The organism is Niveibacterium sp., from assembly GCF_041909475.1.
In the GTDB taxonomy this organism is placed as follows: Bacteria; Pseudomonadota; Gammaproteobacteria; order Burkholderiales; family Rhodocyclaceae; genus Niveibacterium.
This window is the reverse complement of record NZ_JAYRDJ010000025.1, coordinates 22,323-40,034: the sequence shown is the minus strand read 5'-3', so window position 1 is coordinate 40,034 and position 17,712 is coordinate 22,323. Positions and strand designations below refer to the sequence as shown.

The window sequence follows — 17,712 nt, the reverse complement described above, 5'->3', positions numbered from 1 at the left end:
CAGATTCTCTAGAAGGCTGTTTTAATTGGACTTTTTCACCGCACCCGAAAACGTGGCCGGCATTCTTGCGGCTTCAAGCAGAAACAGCACAGCGATTGGGCACTTCTGCAGTGCGGATACGCAGCTGCTCGCACCGATTGAATGCGGCACCGCAACAGTGCCGTGAGACCCAGAACAGGGCCGCCGACGCCCCGATTCGGTGCGCCAGCCAGCACATTGGCGCGCGCAGGCGCCGCGCTGGCCTGCGGCCAGACCTCGGGGGAAATGAAAACGCGATGCGGCCGCCGCGTGATGTGCCGGCCGAAGGAAGAGGCTCAGCCGATCAGCAGCTTGGCCGACTCAATCACATCCTGCGCGACTTCGCCGATGCGCCGCCCGCGCTCCATCGCGAGCTTGCGCAGCGCATGGTAGGCGTCGTCCTCTGACAAACCACGCGCCTGCATCAGGATGCCCTTCGCCCGGTCAACCGCGATACGGTCCGATAGCTTGCGCTCGGCGTCGTCGCGCTCGCGGCGCAGGGCCTGGAATTCCTCGAAGCGCGCCACCGCCACTTTCATCAGCGACTCGACGCGCTCCGGCACCAATCCATCCACCACATAGGCCGCAACACCCGCGCGCATCGCGCGGCGGATGATGGATTCGTCGTCGTCACCCGAGAACACGATCACCGGTCGCGGGTAATCGCGATCGAGCGTAGCAAGGTGTTCGAGTGTGTCGCGGCTCGGCGATTCGGTGCTGATCAATACCGCATCCGGCTGAATCTCCTGCACCCGCTTTGCCAGCTCGGCCGCGTCGGCCAGCACTGCCGCCACAAGGTGGCCGGCAGCAGCGACACCCTGGCATAGATCCAGTGCGCGCTCTTTGGACTCGTCGACGATCAGGACTCTCAGCATTGATTGGGCTCAGGGGGTTTGGCCGCAAAACAATGCAATCGGCGTGCCAGCCTGTCTGGTCAGGGAATCGTGAACGAGATCGTCGCGCCCTGCCCCGGCGCCCCTTCGGCAGCCACCTCGCCCATGTGCCGCTCGACAATCCGCTTGACGATCGCCAGCCCGATACCGGTGCCCTCGAATTCGCGCGACGCATGCAGTCGCTGGAACACGCCGAACAGCTTGTCGGCGTAATTCATGTCGAAGCCGATGCCGTTGTCCGACACGTAGTAGCGAAGCTGGCCACCCGCCTGCGTAACGCCGATATCGACCCGTGGCTCGTTGCCGTGGGACGAGAACTTCAGCGCATTGCCGATCAGGTTCACCCACACCTGCCGCAGCAGCCGCGGGTCGCCGTAGGCCGGCGGCAGCAGGCCGACCGAAATGCGGGTATCCGGATACGGCCCGCGCAGGTCGGCGACCACCTCGGCCGCCAGGCGCCCCATGTCCACCTTCTGCCTCGTCAACTCGGCGCGGCCGACGCGGGAGAAATCGAGGAAGTCGTCGATCAGCTCGCCCATCCGCACCGAGGCTTTCATCACCCGATCGAGTAAGCCGCGCCCTTCGTCCGTGAGCCGCTCACCCTCACTATCAATCAGCAGGAACGTGTAGCCGTGGATCGCGCGCAGTGGTGCACGCAAATCGTGCGACACCGAATACGAGAAGGCTTCCATTTCCTTGTAGGCGCGTTGCAGCTCCGCGGTGCGCTCGATCACGCGCTGTTCGAGCGAATCGTTGAGTACGCTGATCTCCAGCTCGGCACCAACCTGTTCGGTGATGTCGCGAAGGATCAGCGTGAACAGCGTGGCATCACCCAGTTCGACGCGCGACAGCGCGAGTTCGAGCGGGAACTCCTCGCCATTTCGACGCCGCCCGAGCAAGGGCCGCGCGCCGCCGCGCAACCGCCAGCTGGCGCGGCGCCGCGCCTGCAGCAGGATTTTCTCGGCCGGCAGGCTGCGATAGCGCTCCGGCAACAGCATCAGCACATCCTCGCCGATCGTATCCTCGGCGCGGTAACCGAACATGTTCTCGGCCGCCTTGTTGTACATGACGATGCGACGCGACGCGTCGGTGATCAGCACAGCATCCATCGCGGAATCGATGATGGCTTCGAGTTGCAGCGAGCGCTCGCGCAGCGCCCGTTCGGCCTGGCGTTGTGCGGTCAGCTCACGGCCGATGATCGCGAAGCGCGGCAGGCGGTCTTCCGACGCCGGCAGCGTCACGACCGAGATTTCAACCTGGGCGCTATCGCCCTCCAGCGGTACGCTCAGATCGAAGGCGCCGATGCTGTGACGCGTCTGGTTGGCGATGTGTTCGAGCGCACGGCGCAACGTTTCGCCCGCCGAGAGCTCGCCGATCGGCACGTCGCCGCTGCGCCCCTGTGCCCGGAACAATCGGCGCGCGACCGGGTTGATCCGTTCGCACTGGAAATCGCCGTCGGTATCGCGGCGCACCAGCAGCATCGGGTCGGGCGAAGCCTCGAACAGTGCAGACTCCTGTTCGCCGCGCAAACGCGCGCGTCGCATCGAACGCGTGGCGCCCATCAACATCAGCGTCGTACCCAGCGCAAACCCGGCCAGCAGCAGAAAGCCCCAGCCCTGGATACGGCCCGGCGTACCCACCGCTGAACGCACCGTTGCCGCGTCGAGCGCCACCACCACCACCAACGGATATTCGGCAAGCCTTCGCAGCGCGAAAAGGCGGCTGTCATCGGCGTCTGCGAACTCGGCCTCCTGTCCCTGCTCGATCGCCTTGCGTAGCGCATCGGGCAAGCGCACCGGCACGCCCGGCCCATTCACGCTGCTGTGCGCAAGCAAGTCACCATTGCGGCGCAGCAGGAAAGCCTCGCCGCCGCCTCGCAGGGTATGTACGCTCAGGATTTCGCGCAGCGCGGCTTTGGATATCTCGGCAACAACGCCGCCCGGCGCCGTCTCGTCCACCATCGCATCGCCGCTCCAGACGCGCACCGCGTAGAGGCGGTCGTCGGTGGCGGGCATCAGATCGAGTACGTCGGGCGCTGCGTTGCGCGAGAGCTCGGCCAGCAATGCCGCATCGCGCGGGCCGCCGCGGGCGGCATCCATCAGGCGGAAGCGCTGGTCGAACACCACCAGGCCGCCAAGCAGATCGCGCAGGTCAGTCGCGAGATCGTCCTGCACTGCCTTCGGCCCACGCACGCCGTTCGACACGCGCCGAGCGGCACGATCGAGCACGAAGTCGGTCACATCGAGCATGCGCAGCAGATCGCGCTGCACATCGGTGGCAGCGCGGCCGGTCAGGGCCAGCGCTTCGCGCTCTCGTGCCTCGCGTGCTTCCTGGAACGGCGACAGCGCCGCGAACAGCGCGACCACGACGACGGCGAGGCCGCCAAGGCCGACAAGCGCCTCGACGCGTGTCGAGGTCCAGCGGTCGATACGCCGCGACAGGGGTTCGATCAGGCCGGACATGGGAGCTGGGGGGGAGCCATGCCGCGATGATAGTGAAAAGCGCCGCGCGGCGGGCGGCACCCGCCACGCGACCCGCTGCATTGCTTCAGGCGCTGATCAGCAGCAGCGATACATCGTCGTGCGGCGCGGCACTGCCGCAGTGGCGCGCCACCTCGCGTTCAAGCTGATCGAGGCGCTCGCCCGCGGCACCGCCGCGCAGCGCCGCCTCAACGCCTGCGTAACCGAACTGAGCGCCGCCCTCGCCCATCGCTTCGAGCAGGCCGTCGGAGAAGATCAGCACCTGGTCGCCAGCGGCCAGCGGGCTGCTGGCGCACGCGGCGGCCTCCGGCGTCAACGTATCGATGCCGAGCGGCAGCGCATTCGATGCAAAGCGCTGCAACACTTCACCGTGCGCATCCAGACGCAGCACATCGGGCGTGCCACCGACCCATACATGCGCGAGCCCCGCGGCGCAATCGACGCACACCAGCGCAGCCGCTACGAAACGCCCGATCGGCAGCGATTCCTGCAGCACGTTGTTGAGCTGCGCGACGAGCTCGCCCGGGGTCGGCGACGTTGCGACGGCGCGGTAGAACTCCGCAACCGCTGGCAGCACGCTGACGGCGGCGCCCAAACCATGACCGGTGGCATCGGCAAGCAGCGCGAACAGGCGGCCATCGGGCGCGCGCTGTGCGAGCACGATGTCGCCGGAGAAGCGCTGCGCCGGCAACACGCGATGCGCGATACCGGGTTCTTGCAGGCCGCCGCGGCGGATCTGGCGTTCGAGGATCTCCAGCGCCAGTTCGTTCTCGCGTTCGACTTCGTCGTGATAGTGCTTGAGCTCCATCGTATAGGCGGCGAGTTCGCGCTCGGCCCGTTTGCGCTCCGAGATGTTGCGCAGCACCGCCAGATACGTCAGCCCCTGCGCCGCAGCCATCGTCGACAGCGCGAGTTCCAGCGGCACCACGCTGCCATCGGCGGCCCGTGCGCTGACCTCGCAGGTCGAGCGCTGTTCGCCGCGCTGGCACTCTTCGATCACGCCCTGAAGCTGACGGTCGCCCGGCGGCACGAACAGCGCGAACACCGGCGCGCCGATCAGGCTGGCCTCACTGCGCCCGAGCATCGTGCTGAGCGCCGGATTCACCGTGCGGATCTCGCCGGCAGGGTCGAACACCACGAGGCCGTCGCTCATCGCGCGCGAAATCGCCCGCACCTCCTCGGCCGCCGCATCGCGTTGCCGCAGCATGCTGAGTGCGCGGAACACGGTGCGCATCTTGGCGGCGAAGATCGGGTAGGAGAGCGGCTTGACGAGGTAATCGTCGGCGCCGGCATCGAGCCCGCCGACCACGTCGCTCTCCGCTCCGAGCGCCGACAGCATGACGATGGGCACCGTGGCACCGCCAGCGCGAATCCGGCGCGTAGCTTCCAGCCCATCCATCACCGGCATCATCACGTCCATCAACACGATGTCCGGGCGTTCACGTTCGAAGGTCTCGACGGCCTGTTCGCCATTCTCTGCGAGCAGCACGGCGAAGCCGAGCCGCGTCAGGTAGGCACGCACCAGGGTGCGGTTGGCGGCGGTATCGTCGGCCACCAGCACCCGGCAGTCGGCGGGGGTCGGCGCGATCATTGCTGGCCTCCGTTTCCGTTGCCGCACCATGCATGCACTTCGTTGCCGCTGCCCTCGTAGCGCACCTCATCGAAGGCGATCTGGCGCGCCAGCACAATGCCGCGGCCGTTCGGTGCGAAGGCCCGCGAGGGGTCCAGCTCGATGAAACGCTGCCAGTCGAAGCCCGGCCCGTCATCGCGTACATGGAAGTGCCAGCGGGCGCCGTCGCGCTGCACCGTGAGCCGCACGCGCTTGGCGAGGTTCTGCGGCGCGCTGAGTCGCTTGCGCACTTCGTCCGCCCAGGTGCCGGATTCCTTCAATGCCCCCTTGGTCTCGAAGTCGATACCGAGGTTGCCGTGCTCGACACCATTGACGAGCAGTTCCGCCAAGCCCATCGCCACCGCCTCAGGCCGCGCGCAGACCAGGGCGGCGGTCGTCGCCACGGCGGCCGCCTCTTCCAGCGTGCGGACGGAAAACTCGGCGCGATCGATCATCTGCATCGCGACCACATGCTCATGGATGCGATCGGCCAGTTCGGCGCGGCGCCGTTGATCATCGAGCGCAGTGCGGATCACCGCGCGCAGTGAATCGCATTCGAAGGGTTTGGTCAGGTAGTAGTGCGCACCCGCCGCCAAGCCCTCGCGTACCTGGTCTGGCGTGGCGGCGGCGGTCTGCATGATCACCGGGATCGCCTTGAGCCGCTCGTGCTGCTTGACCCGCCGCAGCACTTCCATGCCGCTGATGCCGGGCATCATGCGATCGAGCACCAGCACATCGAAATGCTGTTCCGGGTCTTCGAGGCGCGCGAGCGCATCGGCCCCCTCCTGCGTAGTCACCAGCTCGTAGTCGCAATCTTCAAGGTAGTCGCAGATGATCTCCAGATTGAAGGGCTCGTCATCGACAACCAGGATTCGGGCGCGGGCCATGCTTACTCCTTCTGCAGGTCTTCCACGGCGGGCAGGCGCACGACGAAGGTGGCGCCGCCGGCCGGGTTGTTGCGGGCGAAGATCACGCCGCCGTGTGCGGCGACGATCTCGCGTGAAATCGCCAGACCGAGGCCTGTACCCCCAGCACCGGTATGGGTGGTGCTGCTCTGGACGAACTTGTCGAACACGCTTTCGAGCTCGGCCTCCGGAATGCCGACCCCTTCATCACTGACGGACAACTCCACCGCCGTGACCTCAGCACCACCGGGGCCATGCAGGCTTGCAGGAGCAAGGTGCAAGGTGATCCCGTGGCCCTCGGGCGTGAACTTCACTGCATTCGAGAGCAGGTTGCGCAGCACCTGACCGAAGCGCACCGGGTCCGCCCACGCCGTCAGCTGTCCGGGCGCGGCGTGCAGATCCACATGCAGGCGCTTGGCGGCGAACCACGCCTCGTATTCCGCCAGCGATTCGCGGACAAGGCCGTCGAGCGCAATCGGCCGCGTCTCGATGCGCATGTGGCCGGATTCGAGCTTGGCCAGATCGAGCAGATCGTTGAGCAGGTTGAGCAGACGCTCACCGCTGGTGGAGATGCGCAGGAAGTATTCGCGCAGACGATCTTCCGCTGCGCGGCCGACCTTCTGATCCCCCAGGCGAGCGAAGGAGAGGATCGCGTGCAGCGGTGTGCGCAGCTCATGGCTCATGTTGGCGAGGAACACGCTCTTCGCCTCGTTGGCCGCCTCGGCTGCCTCCTTCGCGGCGACCAGGTCGGCCGTCTGCTCGCGCACCAGCTCGGCGAGGCGGTCGCGGTGTTGCGCCAGTTCTGCTTCGGCTGCGCGACGCGCCAGTTCGGTACGGCGCGCGTTGATGATCTCGCCGAAGGAACGCAACAGCGGTTCGAGCTCGGCACAATCCTCCAACCCGTACCCGCCGGGGCGGTTGGCCACGCCCATCAGGCCCACCAGCTGCTTGCCGTAGCGCACAGGCAGACCGAGATAGCTCGTCAACGGCGGATGCCCCGGCGGCAGCCCCCCCGCGCGGGCATCTCGCGCCGGATCGTTCGAGATCACCGGCGCCCCATCGCGCAGCACTGCACCGATCAGGGTGTCGAGGTTGTGGAACTCCAGCGCGTGGTTTGCAGGCCCGGCGTAGAAGGCCTTTGCCGCCTCGTTGCGTTCGTCCAGCTTGATCGCGTGCATCACGACGTAAGGCGCATCGCCCTGTTGCTGCACCTCACCGATGAAACCCATGTCGCTGCGGGTGAGTGCGAGCACTTCGGCGAGCACGCCATCGAAGGCACGCCGCGCATCCGGCTCGCGGATGAAGGCCTCCTGCGTGGCACTGATCGCTGTCAGCATCGCGGTGCTGCGGCGCAGCGCTGCTTCGGCCGCCTTGCGCGCGGAAATATCGGTATGGGTGCCGATCATGCGCAGGGCGCGCCCGTCCATGTCGCGTTCGACTACCTGGCCGCGATCGAGAATCCAGGTCCAGCCGCCATCGCGGCAGCGCATGCGGTATTCGGTCGAATAGACCGCGCTCTCGCCGCGCAGGTGGGCGTCGATCTGCGCCATGGCGCCGGACAGTTCGTCCGGGTGCACACGCGTTTCCCACTCGGAAAGACTGTCACCGATCTCGTTGTCGGCGTAGCCGAGCATCTGCTTCCAGCGCGGCGAGAAGTACACGCGACTCGAACTCAGATCCCAGTCCCACACGCCATCGCCCGCCCCCTCAAGCGCAAACTGCCAGCGATGCTCGGACGCTGCCAGCGCCGCCGCCGCCGCAACCCGCTCGCTGATGTCCTCGACAATGGTCCACGCGTACTGAAAACCGGTACGCGTATGGCCAACCCCGGCGCCGGCAACGCGCACGGCCAGTTCGCGCACATCGCTGCGGTAGCGTGTCTCGAACGGCGCCAGCCGGCCACTAGCAAGCAAGGCGGCAAGCCTGCCGCGGTGATCGCGGCGCAGCTCCGGCGGGCTGAAACTGTCCAGCGTGCGCTCGCGCAGGGCCGCTTCATCGCAGCCAAGCATGTCGCAAAAGGCGGGGTTCGCCTGCACGAAGCGCCCGGCAGCATCAACCAGCGCCAGGCCAAAGGGCGCGTTGCGATACAGCGCATCGAGCCGCTCGATCACATCGCGCTGGCCCTCCTGCGCGGCGACGAGGTCACCGATATCGGTCGCAACGCCGGTGATCAGCGGGCGCCCGTCAGGATCGGCGCAGATCGCCTTGTGCACCCGTACCACGCGCGGCTTGCCGCTCGCCGTCTGAAAGCGCAGCAGGTGGCCTGTGACCTCGCCACCACCGAGGACCAGTTGATCGTCCTCATACTGCGCCTTGGCGAGTGCAGCGTCGCCATACACCTCAAACGAGGTCTTGCCGATGACCGCGTCGGCATCCAGTTCATACATGCGGCAGAAGGCCGGGTTGACCATCAGGAAACGCGAGTCGGCATCCTTGACGAAGAAGGCATGCGGCATCGCATCGATGAGCCCCTGCAGATACGCGCGGAAGCCCGCCTCACGCGCCTCGGCCTGAGTTTCGTCGGTGATGTCGACGTAGCTCGCGACAACCAGATCGCGGCCATCCGCCCCCTCGCACAGCGTGCGCGCCACGCGAAGGTGGCGATGCCCACCGGGCAGATCGAGCCACATGCGCGCCTCGACGCTATCGCCAAGCTGATGCAGGCGGGCTTCGAGCGCCGCAATGCGTGACGCAATCTGAGGCGTGGCGACTTCAGCCGTCGTACGGCCGACCGCGGTCAGTCGATCGACACCAATGGTGCGCTCGAACGCTTTGTTCACCAGCAGGATCTCGCCGTCGCGCAGCTTCACTGCAATCGGTACCGGCACCACATCGAGCACACGCCACAAGAAGGCCTGCTGCTGGGACAAGCGCTCCGCGAGACGACGATGGAGGCTGACATCCGACAGCGCGCCGATCACCGCCTGCGCAGCCGCCGTCTGCCCGCGCACGCGAATCCAGCGCATCGCTGCATCGAGCGAGGCGACGCGGCATTCCACATCGATCGGCCCGCTCACGGCCACCGCCGCCCGCAGCGCCTTTACCAGCGTCGCACGGTCTTCGCGCTGCACCCTGCGAATCAGCTCGGCCAGCCGAAAACCCTCGCGCCGCGGCGCCAGCCCAAGCATCGTGCAGGCCTGCGGCGAGAGCAGGCAGCGCCCCGCCTCGGGCAGGTATTCCCAAATGCCATCCTCGCTCGCCGCAACGGCGCGCTCGAAGCGACGTTCGGTATCCGCAAGGTCTCGCCGCACCCGCGCCACCACCCGATCAGCCAGACCTTTGCGCGCCGCCAGCGTGAACAGCACTGCAGCGAGCAGCAGGCTCGCCACAACCCCTGGCAGCAACAAGTTTGCGCGCTGCAGATAATCGGGCGGGGCGGACAAGGCAGCGACCTCGAAGGCCCAGCGCTGATCGCCGAGCGTGAAGACGCCCACCTCGGTCATCTCGGCATCCATCGGATAGTGCGCCGTCTCGGCGATCAGGCGATCCTGCGCAGGGCCGAGAATCTCGACCGCGCGCACGGCCGCATCCTGCGTGAGGATCGCACCCCGCGTGGTCAGCCAGCGCTGCGCGTCGATGAACAGCAAAAGCACCGCGTTGCGCGACACCGGCACCGCCATCACCGCGAGCGACACCCCGCCGGGGCGTGCGTCGCCGCCCACCGCCACGGCCGCCTCGTTGGCGAGCAGCGCCCGCGCGCTGGCGCCCTGGGCAAGGCGCAGCAGCCACGGTGCCGTGGCGGAGATCGTGGCATCGTCGGGCGCAACCAGATAGTCGAAGCGCACCCGCATGTCGGCCGCCTCGGGGCTTGCCATGTCGACCAGCATCAGCGCGGCAAGGGGCGGTTCGATGCGATCGACGCGCACGTCGCGCAGCAGGCTGCGCCAATCCTCCGCGCCAAGTTCAGGCAACAGGCGGATCGATGCCGCCATCGCCCGCGCAATCGCGAGCGTGCTGCCAATATCGGTGTTCATGCGGGTAATCACTTCCTGCGCCGTGGCATGGAAGTTCTGCTCGAAGGCATAGCGCTCGGCATCCACACGCTCGCGCCAGATCCAGCCCGTCAGCGCGAGCCCGGCCACCAATGCCGCAAGCGCAATCAGCAGCGCCGGCAGCAGCGAGCGCCGCGTGCCGGCTTCGGCAAGATCCCCGCCATCGTTGTTGTGCTGTGCGATCACTCGGCCGCCTCGTCAGGGCGCCGCCAAGCGGTGCGACGCGCCTCCCCCCTTGCGCGTCAACGGCAGGCTTGGTCGGGGCTTGAATTCGGCAAGCCCTGAAGAAGAACGGGAGGGAAACGCCGTGCCCGACGCGTGGCCCGGCTGAGGACTCCGAGGTGCGCTAGCCGGCGAGCCCAACCACGTGCGCCGCCATCGCGGCGATCACGGCCTCGGCCTCGCCCAGCACGCCGGAGAGCACGATCGTCACCCCCGGGTGCCGCGCGCGCGCGGCACCGAGCATTGCGGGCAGATCGCGTTTGACGTGGCCACCCGCGGCGAGAAACACCGGCACCACCTCGATGCGCTGAGCGCCCGCGGCGGCGGCATCGTCAATCGCCGTGGCCAGATCCGGCGCCATGAACTCCAGGAAGCAGGGCTGCACGGTGACATTGGGGCGCAACGCGCGCACTGCGTGAGCCAGCTTTTCGAGCGGCCGCGCCCACTCGGGGTCACGGGCGCCGTGGGCGAACAGCAGAATGGCGGTGCTCATGGGCTTTGCTCCGGGGGAAGGGTTCAGGGTTTGGCCGCCGTGAGGGCGTTCAGCACTTCAGCGGCGGCAAAGAAGCCGAAGCTCGCGGTCACGCACACGCTGGAGCCGAAGCCCGCACAATTGAGGCCTTGCGGCCCCGCCGCATCGGGCGCGCAGGCCGCTTCGGGGTAGCGCAGCGGCTCAGTCGAATACACCGCGCGGATGCCGAACTTCTTCTTCGGATCGCGCGTGAAACCATGCTGCTTGCGCAAGTTGGCGCGCACCTTGGCGAGCAGCGGGTCCTGCACGGTGCGCGACAAATCATCCACCGCAACGCGGGTCGGGTCGATCTGGCCACCGGCGGCGCCGCAGATCACCAGCGGCAGCCCCTGCGCCACGCAATGCGCGGCAAGCGCGGTTTTCACCCGCACGCTGTCGATCGCGTCGACCACGAAGTCGAAGCCGCTCACCAGTTGGGCAAGGTTTTCTTCGCTGACGAAGTCATCCACGGTCGTCACGCGGCAGGCCGGGTTGATCGCGCGGATGCGGCGCGCCATCGCCTCGACCTTGGCCATGCCCCAGTCCGGGTCGAGCGCATGCAGCTGGCGGTTGGTGTTGGATTCGGCGATGACGTCCAGATCGATCAGCGTGATCGCGCCGACCGCGCTGCGCGCCAACGCCTCGACCGCCCAAGTGCCGACACCGCCGACGCCGATCACACACACATGGGCCGCGGCGAGCCGCGCACGGCCGTCATCCCCGTACAGGCGTGCAACACCGCCAAAGCGGCGGTCGAGATCAGGCGCCTCGGTTTGTGGCAGTGTCACGGTGTCGCTCATTGAGTGCGTGTCTGCAGCCATACCAGCAGCCCCTGCGCGTTGAGATCGAGATCGCCTTCGAGCAATTGCAGCGCCGCGTCGCCCTGCACGCCCCACGCGGCCGACTCGGCTTCGGCGAGCGCGATCGCTTCGAGCCGTTTTACCAGCGTCGGGTGCGCATCGGTGGCAGCCGGGTCGATGCCATCGCAGGCCTGCACATGCGCATCGATCAGTCGGTGCAGCGTGGCGCCGAGGCGTGGCACGTCGGCGCTGCGGCTGTAATGCGTGGGGTAAATGCAGGCGGGCTTCAGCGCCAGCAGGCGGTCGATCGATGCATGCAGCGCGGCCGGGTCGAAATGCACCGGCGTGGTGGTGGCGAAGATGTTGGCGCGGCCATCGGCGCCATCCATCTCGCGATAGGTGAGGCCGAAGGTGTCACCGGTGAAGACGCCTTGGCTGGCAGGGTCGTGGTAGCACACGTGATGCTTCGCGTGACCCGGCGTATCGAGCACATGGAACACGCGCGAACCAAAGCGCACCGTGTCGCCCTCGCCCACTTCGACGATGCGCGCAGCGGGCACCGCGATCAGCTCGCCATACAGGGCTTCGGCATTGGCCTGACCGTAGACCGCGAGGGTGCCTTCCCACAATTTGGAGGGGTCAGCCATGTGGCGCGAGCCGCGCGCATGGACCGCCACTTTGGCGTTGGGCAGCACGCGCGCCAGCGCACCGGCGCCGCCCGCATGGTCCAGATGCACATGCGTGAGGCAGATCCAGTCGACCGACTCGGGTGCAAGCCCCTGCGCGGCCAGGGCTTCGAGCACCCGCGGCACCGCATGGACCGTGCCGGTATCGACCAGCGCGGCACGGCCGTCGTCCGACACGACGAGGTGAATCGCGTCGAACATCGGCCGCACATAGCCGGAATCGATCGCGAACACGCCCTGCCCCTGCGCAGTTACGAAAGCCATCCTGTCCCCCATCGCCCAATCCGAATGTCGCAATTCTACCGGTCAGCCGTCGCACCGACTGTCGCCCGCCGCGCGAGGCCGGGCTACCATGCAGCGCCTGCCCGAAGGGGCTGGCCGCCGGCGCGCCTGCAACCGCAGCAGCCAGCACCCGTCGCGCGGCCTGCGGCTACCCGCCTCAAGTCGTCACCGGCACACCGACCGAACCCAGGACCCGCAATGCCCGCACTCGACCAATTCGAACCCGCCGCCGTCTGGCGCCATTTCTCGACCCTGCTGAACACGCCGCGCCCCTCCAAGCATGAGGGGCCGCTGCGCGAGGTGATCCGCAGTTGGGCCGAAGCGCGCGGTCTTGCAACGCAGGTGGACGCCGCCGGCAACCTGATCATCCGCAAGCCGGCCACGCCCGGCATGGAAGAGCGGCCCGGCGTGGTGCTGCAAGGCCACCTCGACATGGTGTGCCAGAAGAACCACGCCACCGCACACGACTTTCACCGCGACCCGATCCGCGCCGAACTGCAGGACGGCTGGCTGGTCGCGCCGAACACCACGCTGGGCGCCGACAACGGCATCGGCGTATCGCTCGCGCTGGCCCTGCTCGAATCCACCGATCTGCCGCACCCACCGCTCGAGGTGCTGCTGACGGTGGACGAGGAAGCCGGCATGGGCGGCGCGCTAGGTCTTGAGCCGGGCCTGCTGCAGGGCAGCCTGATGATCAACATCGACACCGAAGACTGGGGCGAGTTCTACCTCGGCTGCGCCGGCGGTATCGATGTGAACGTGAGTTTCACCTACGCCTTCGAAGCGCTACCCGAAGGCTTCGCCTGCTACGAGATCGAAGTCGGCGGCCTGCGTGGCGGGCATTCCGGCGTCGATATCCATCTCGAGCGCGGCAACGCGATCAAGTTGTTGGTGCGCTTGCTGCGCGGGCTGGAAGGCCGCTTCGGCAAGGACGTCCGCTTGATCGAACTCGAAGGCGGCAGCGCACGCAATGCGCTGGCGCGCGAAGCCCGCGCGCGCATCGCGCTGCCTGCCGATCAGGCGGAACGCGTTGCCAGCCGGGTCGAGGATTTCGACCTGATGGTGCGCAGCGAACTCGCCGGCGTAGACGACGGTGTGAGCGTGCGCTTCGGCCCGGAAGACGGCACCGCCAAGCAGGCCATCAGCCCTGCGGACCAGCAGCGCATGCTCGCCGCGCTGCACGCCGCACCGCACGGTGTGCGCCGCATGAGCCAGCGCGTCACCGGCGTCGTGGAAACCTCGAACAACCTCGGCGTCGTCAGGATCGCGGACGGCCAGGGTTTCGCCAACCTGATGGTGCGCTCGCTGCTCGATTCCGGCGTGCAAGCGCTCGCGGCCGAGATCGAAAGCCTCTTCGTGCTGGCCGGCGCCGCCGTGCAGACCGAAGGCGGCTATCCGGGCTGGGCACCCAACCCCGATTCGGATCTGCTCAAGCTGTTCCAGCAGGTCTATCAACGCGAATTCGCCGCCGGCCCCGCCGCAGTGAAAGTGATCCACGCCGGCCTGGAATGCGGCATCCTCAAATCCAAATACCCGAACCTCGACATCATCTCCTTCGGCCCCGACATCCGCGGCGCCCACGCCCCGGGCGAACGGGTCAACATCGAATCGGTGGCGAAGTGCTGGAAGCTACTGACGGCGGTGGTGGCGGCAATACCAGCGGTGCGCTGAGCCCAGCCGCAGCGCCTCGACCTCGCGGCATTCAGGCGGCCTCAACCGCCTGAATGCCGTGGCCACATCTGCGTCTCAGGCTGCGACAGAAGCCACATGCGCATCGAGCGCATGGCGGCCATCCTCGTCCAGATGCGCCCGCATCGCCTGGTACCACGCCACCACGTCGGCGTCGCTCAAGCGTGCACGCAGAATCGGCAGGCTCTTCTCAAGAAAAGCGCTGAAGAACGGCAAGTGGCGCAGGTGAAGAAAGGTCGAATCCGTGCTCGGCAGGCTCTGATAAACGTCCCGTAGCCACTCGACGCTCGCAAGTGCTTCGCCCGGGTGGCCGGCATTGGCAAGCGCCGTGGCATAGCTCGTGTGCATGGTCGGCGGGGGAATTTCATGCGATTCGAGGTTGAGCGCCCAGGCGCGGTCGAACCAAGCCTTGCCCTCGTCGATGCGCCCGCTCATCACCGCCGTCGTCGCCACTTGCAATGCGTTGTGCGCAGAGGCTTCAAGCGCGAACAGTGCGGCGAAGCGCGCATGCGCTTCAGCCCAGCGTTCGAGTCGCGACGCTGCCAGCCCGCAAACGCGCAGTGCATCGGCTTTCAGCGCGACCGCCATCGCATCGATATGTGGCTCAGCCAGCTCAAGCGCCTCGTCGAACCGTTCCGCCTGGAGCGCCGCGATGGCCGGCTCCAGTTCAGGCGGATCGGCGGGCGCATCGCCTTCTACATTGGGCTGCGCAGTCGCCTCGTGCGTCTGTCCCCTCAGGTGCGTAACCAAGGCGCGATAGTCGTCCGGTGCGAGAAAGCGAAGCTTCGACACGGTCGCGCTGCTCGTGCTTATCTTGCCGTTGTCCTTGCGCGTGTGGGTGACACGGTCGACTCGGATAAGGCAGAACTCGGCATCACCCGGATCTGCAACACAACTCACCTTGAGCGTGTACCACGGTGAATAGTTGGGCGCTGCACCGTCTGGCACGACTGGCAAGGCCAGCAAGGGGGATGCGCCCTCGGCTTCGAGTCTTGCGCGCAACACTTCAACGCTGCTGTCATCGGCAGCAAGCGAGGCTTCCACCTCATCCGTCGTCCAGCAGCCGCTGCGTTCGCTGTACGCACTGCCATCCCCGCCCAGCGCCGCCACCAGCATGCTCAGCAGCGCGATCACCGCGGCCTCCAGCCCCCAGATCCAGTGCAGGTTACCCGGCGTCAGTTCAGCGCCCCGCCCGCGCCGGGAGAACGTCACATGCCAATGCTCGGAGAATTCGCGCAAGGTATCGAGCCATACGCTCGGCGCGCTGAACCCAAGGTGCAACAGACGGGCCCAGCTCTCCCCCGAATTCAGCGATAACCACACCAGCCACTGCGCCCACACCGCCGCACAGCCAAAGAACAAACCAAGCGCTGCGTTGAACTTGTGAGACCGCGACCGCGCCGACTGCGCCGTCATCACCGCCACGGCCCCTACCGCCGCGCCGAGCGCCAGCGTCGCGAGAAAGGAGAAATAGACGAACGGGTTGTAGTGAATCACCACCGCATACACGGAGGCTTGAACGACAACCCACGGCAAACCGGTCAGCAAGGGTCTGAACGGGGTATACCAAGCAATACGGCCGGAGGGCTTGTAATAGTCAGTCGCAGTCATTTCGGCACAAGAAGGCAGGATTGGAAGGCGCCGCGCGCTTGCGACGGGCAATACCTGAATCAATCCGACGGCGTCGCCAGCGTAACGAGATACATGACAACGCCATTCTCTGTACACACGAATCCGTCATGCCGCGTGCCGGACGCCACGCCCGGAACTGCGTGCCGCTGGCAGCGCGCATCGACCGGCAGAGCCGCCTCATCCACGACGCGTTTGATCAGCCGTTGCGACCACTGCGGGAGCCAGCTCCTTTGTGCGTTGGGTACGGCAAATGCGGGGACGCTTGCCAACGTGGGAACAAGACGCTGTGCGGCAGTCGGATCTACAGCCCGCCCAACAACGATGAGCGTTAAGAAATCCGTCGGCCCCGCCACTTCCAACCCAATCGGCGCTTCGGGCGTAGCAAACAACTCCCACTGCACGTTCTTCAAGGCAATGTCGGGAGCGAAATAGCGCCTCAGCGCAACGGCATCGCGGCTCGGGACCGTGTCTGGCGTATCGGAGCTGTCAGCTAGAACAGCTGACAGCAATGCGGCAGCGCCGGCCGCAAGCGCGACAGGCGCAACAAGGGCGCTCAGCCGAAGCCTATTGATCAAGTGAGCAACCGCGCCGAATCCGCTCAATGTCATTCTTGCTGGGCGCTACTGCATCGAGCGGATCGATCTGCGTCCCATCGTCCAGACGTTCCAATCGCAGCGGCATCCTGTCGGCATTGATATACACCCGGAACCGAGAAAATCCTTCGGGATAAGCTTTATCGAAATACAGGACCGTCCCCTTCGGCAACGCGTACTGGCCGCCACCATCCGAGGCACCAGCCAAGAGCAGGGGTTCTTCCAGGCGGTGAACCTTCGTCACGCGAAAGCAATACCACACAGCAACCGCCGAGGCTCCAGCGAACAGGCTCGCAAGGCACCCCGCGACGAAACCAACAGCGAATCGGCTCACTCATAAACCCGTGGGGCTTCAAGTCCTTGATGTCGCGCGGGACCAACCTTTTCGCTCCTGACACGATCCGCCGAAATGGCCGACAGCATCGAGTCGGCCAACTTCTTCACTGGCCGCAGCGGGTGATCGGCGGGAATCCGAGATTCGACTGAGAAGTAGTGAAACATCGAGGACTGGGGATCGACTTCGCCGCGCATCGTTGCTGTACCTGAGGTTGGACGGGTACGGCTAGGACAAATGCACGGCAGGTTCGTTCACTGGGTTTTGCTTCACCCTGTTAAGGCGCCATATCTCGTCACGGCTGAACCGGCACTCCGTACTCTCGGCTGAACGATACTGCGTGGCCAATCATAACTTCACGGCCATTGACTTTTGCCGTCTCCAGCGGACAACCCCAAGCCCTTTTGTTTGTTGGGACGATGTCCGTAATTCTGAACTCTATCTTTCTATCCAAGACCAATCTGTAGTCACGATCGACCGGAAAACGCTCATGACCGACGAACCGAACCCGAAGGTATCGACGACCGCTTTCATTAACGTCAATCGAACCAAAGAACCCTTCCGAAAACGTATTCTCTGGTTTTTCAAAGTTGCTCTTTGCTCTGTACTGTTCAAGCAGCGCGGACTTTGGCGGGTCTCCAGACCAGTCAGAGACCAGAAGTTCACCGTCGAAGTCCCCTGGGCAACCTCCTGCACCACATGAAGAACAGAGTGCCGTGAGCAATACAAGAATTAGAACGCTAGCGAACGAGGAAACACCCATAGCAGTTGCTCTTCCAAGAAGAAGAGAAGCAGTCATTATTTATTTCTTGGGTCCCGTTTGTCGATCAGCGTCGGGACACCGACCAAATCGATTCGCACCCATACCACCGTGGCTCCAGCCGTTCGGCATCAACCTACACTCAAACCGAATCACCGGATTAGCCAACGCCCTCCTTGAACTAGAACGTGCCGTCTAGTACCTCCGAAATTTGGGTGATCTAGCCATTGAAGTTCGAACGAACGTGGATCAGCAATAGTTGCGCTCCACTCCTTCAGCTTGAGATCGGAATCTCCTACAAGCGCC

At 65.9% G+C, this 17,712-nt stretch carries 13 protein-coding genes and 1 pseudogene; 1 reads left to right on the top strand and 13 read right to left on the bottom strand.

All coding sequences use genetic code 11. The features are described from left to right. Window positions 1-314 precede the first annotated feature (314 nt). The 8 genes from ACE3P0_RS15540 to ACE3P0_RS15505 all read right to left on the bottom strand — a co-directional run bounded on the left by ACE3P0_RS15540 (window position 315) and on the right by ACE3P0_RS15505 (window position 12,380). A complete protein-coding gene (locus tag ACE3P0_RS15540; RefSeq protein WP_172196964.1) occupies window positions 315-893 on the bottom strand; it encodes an ANTAR domain-containing response regulator in 579 nt (192 codons plus the stop codon). Between the two features lie 59 nt (window positions 894-952). After that, on the bottom strand, window positions 953-3,373 hold the full coding sequence (locus tag ACE3P0_RS15535; protein WP_374403631.1) for an ATP-binding protein: 2,421 nt from the start codon (window positions 3,371-3,373) through the stop codon (window positions 953-955). Window positions 3,374-3,458: 85 nt separating this feature from the next. Further along, window positions 3,459-4,982 carry a SpoIIE family protein phosphatase gene (locus ACE3P0_RS15530; RefSeq protein WP_374403630.1) on the bottom strand — a complete coding sequence of 508 codons (1,524 nt, stop codon included), beginning with the start codon at window positions 4,980-4,982 and terminating at the stop codon, window positions 3,459-3,461. Further along, a complete protein-coding gene (locus ACE3P0_RS15525) occupies window positions 4,979-5,887 on the bottom strand; it encodes a response regulator (protein WP_374403629.1) in 909 nt (302 codons plus the stop codon). The genes ACE3P0_RS15530 and ACE3P0_RS15525 overlap by 4 nt, the downstream gene beginning before the upstream one ends. A gap of 2 nt (window positions 5,888-5,889) precedes the next feature. Next, on the bottom strand, window positions 5,890-10,083 hold the full coding sequence (locus ACE3P0_RS15520) for a PAS domain S-box protein (protein WP_374403628.1): 4,194 nt from the start codon (window positions 10,081-10,083) through the stop codon (window positions 5,890-5,892). A gap of 160 nt (window positions 10,084-10,243) precedes the next feature. Continuing rightward, window positions 10,244-10,612, bottom strand: coding sequence for a sirohydrochlorin chelatase (locus ACE3P0_RS15515; RefSeq protein WP_374403627.1), 369 nt, complete (start codon window positions 10,610-10,612; stop codon window positions 10,244-10,246). A gap of 23 nt (window positions 10,613-10,635) precedes the next feature. Further along, complete coding sequence (locus ACE3P0_RS15510) at window positions 10,636-11,430, bottom strand: ThiF family adenylyltransferase (protein ID WP_374403626.1); 795 nt, start codon at window positions 11,428-11,430, stop codon at window positions 10,636-10,638. Next, entirely contained in the window at window positions 11,427-12,380 is a 954-nt protein-coding gene (locus tag ACE3P0_RS15505) for an MBL fold metallo-hydrolase (protein WP_374403625.1), read from the bottom strand. Before ACE3P0_RS15505 ends, ACE3P0_RS15510 begins: the two co-directional genes overlap by 4 nt. Window positions 12,381-12,596: 216 nt before the next feature. Between ACE3P0_RS15505 and ACE3P0_RS15500 the strand changes: the two genes are divergently transcribed. After that, on the top strand, window positions 12,597-14,069 hold the full coding sequence (locus ACE3P0_RS15500; RefSeq protein WP_374403624.1) for an aminoacyl-histidine dipeptidase: 1,473 nt from the start codon (window positions 12,597-12,599) through the stop codon (window positions 14,067-14,069). Between the two features lie 75 nt (window positions 14,070-14,144). Here the strand turns inward: ACE3P0_RS15500 and ACE3P0_RS15495 are convergent, their stop codons facing one another. The 5 genes and pseudogenes from ACE3P0_RS15495 to ACE3P0_RS15475 form a co-directional block, all read right to left on the bottom strand. After that, entirely contained in the window at window positions 14,145-15,698 is a 1,554-nt protein-coding gene (locus ACE3P0_RS15495; RefSeq protein WP_374403623.1) for a hypothetical protein, read from the bottom strand. 59 nt (window positions 15,699-15,757) lie between these two features. Further along, a complete protein-coding gene (locus ACE3P0_RS15490; protein ID WP_374403622.1) occupies window positions 15,758-16,294 on the bottom strand; it encodes a hypothetical protein in 537 nt (178 codons plus the stop codon). Continuing rightward, on the bottom strand, window positions 16,284-16,646 hold the full coding sequence (locus ACE3P0_RS15485) for a hypothetical protein (protein ID WP_374403621.1): 363 nt from the start codon (window positions 16,644-16,646) through the stop codon (window positions 16,284-16,286). Before ACE3P0_RS15485 ends, ACE3P0_RS15490 begins: the two co-directional genes overlap by 11 nt. A gap of 65 nt (window positions 16,647-16,711) precedes the next feature. After that, window positions 16,712-16,843, bottom strand: a pseudogene (locus ACE3P0_RS15480) (IS5/IS1182 family transposase); the annotation flags it as partial. A gap of 98 nt (window positions 16,844-16,941) precedes the next feature. After that, window positions 16,942-17,445, bottom strand: coding sequence for a hypothetical protein (locus ACE3P0_RS15475; protein ID WP_374403620.1), 504 nt, complete (start codon window positions 17,443-17,445; stop codon window positions 16,942-16,944). Window positions 17,446-17,712: the final 267 nt, after the last annotated feature.

What these genes read in the sequence shown, in the direction of transcription:
- ACE3P0_RS15530 (WP_374403630.1), bottom strand. Translation starts at nt 4,982, where the DNA reads ATGATCGCGCCGACCCCCGCCGACTGCCGGGTGCTGGTGGCCGACGAT.
- ACE3P0_RS15500 (WP_374403624.1), top strand. Translation starts at nt 12,597, where the DNA reads ATGCCCGCACTCGACCAATTCGAACCCGCCGCCGTCTGGCGCCATTTC.
- ACE3P0_RS15540 (WP_172196964.1), bottom strand. Translation starts at nt 893, where the DNA reads ATGCTGAGAGTCCTGATCGTCGACGAGTCCAAAGAGCGCGCACTGGAT.
- ACE3P0_RS15535 (WP_374403631.1), bottom strand. Translation starts at nt 3,373, where the DNA reads ATGTCCGGCCTGATCGAACCCCTGTCGCGGCGTATCGACCGCTGGACC.
- ACE3P0_RS15495 (WP_374403623.1), bottom strand. Translation starts at nt 15,698, where the DNA reads ATGACTGCGACTGACTATTACAAGCCCTCCGGCCGTATTGCTTGGTAT.
- ACE3P0_RS15475 (WP_374403620.1), bottom strand. Translation starts at nt 17,445, where the DNA reads ATGACTGCTTCTCTTCTTCTTGGAAGAGCAACTGCTATGGGTGTTTCC.
- ACE3P0_RS15510 (WP_374403626.1), bottom strand. Translation starts at nt 11,430, where the DNA reads ATGAGCGACACCGTGACACTGCCACAAACCGAGGCGCCTGATCTCGAC.
- ACE3P0_RS15505 (WP_374403625.1), bottom strand. Translation starts at nt 12,380, where the DNA reads ATGGCTTTCGTAACTGCGCAGGGGCAGGGCGTGTTCGCGATCGATTCC.
- ACE3P0_RS15515 (WP_374403627.1), bottom strand. Translation starts at nt 10,612, where the DNA reads ATGAGCACCGCCATTCTGCTGTTCGCCCACGGCGCCCGTGACCCCGAG.
- ACE3P0_RS15525 (WP_374403629.1), bottom strand. Translation starts at nt 5,887, where the DNA reads ATGGCCCGCGCCCGAATCCTGGTTGTCGATGACGAGCCCTTCAATCTG.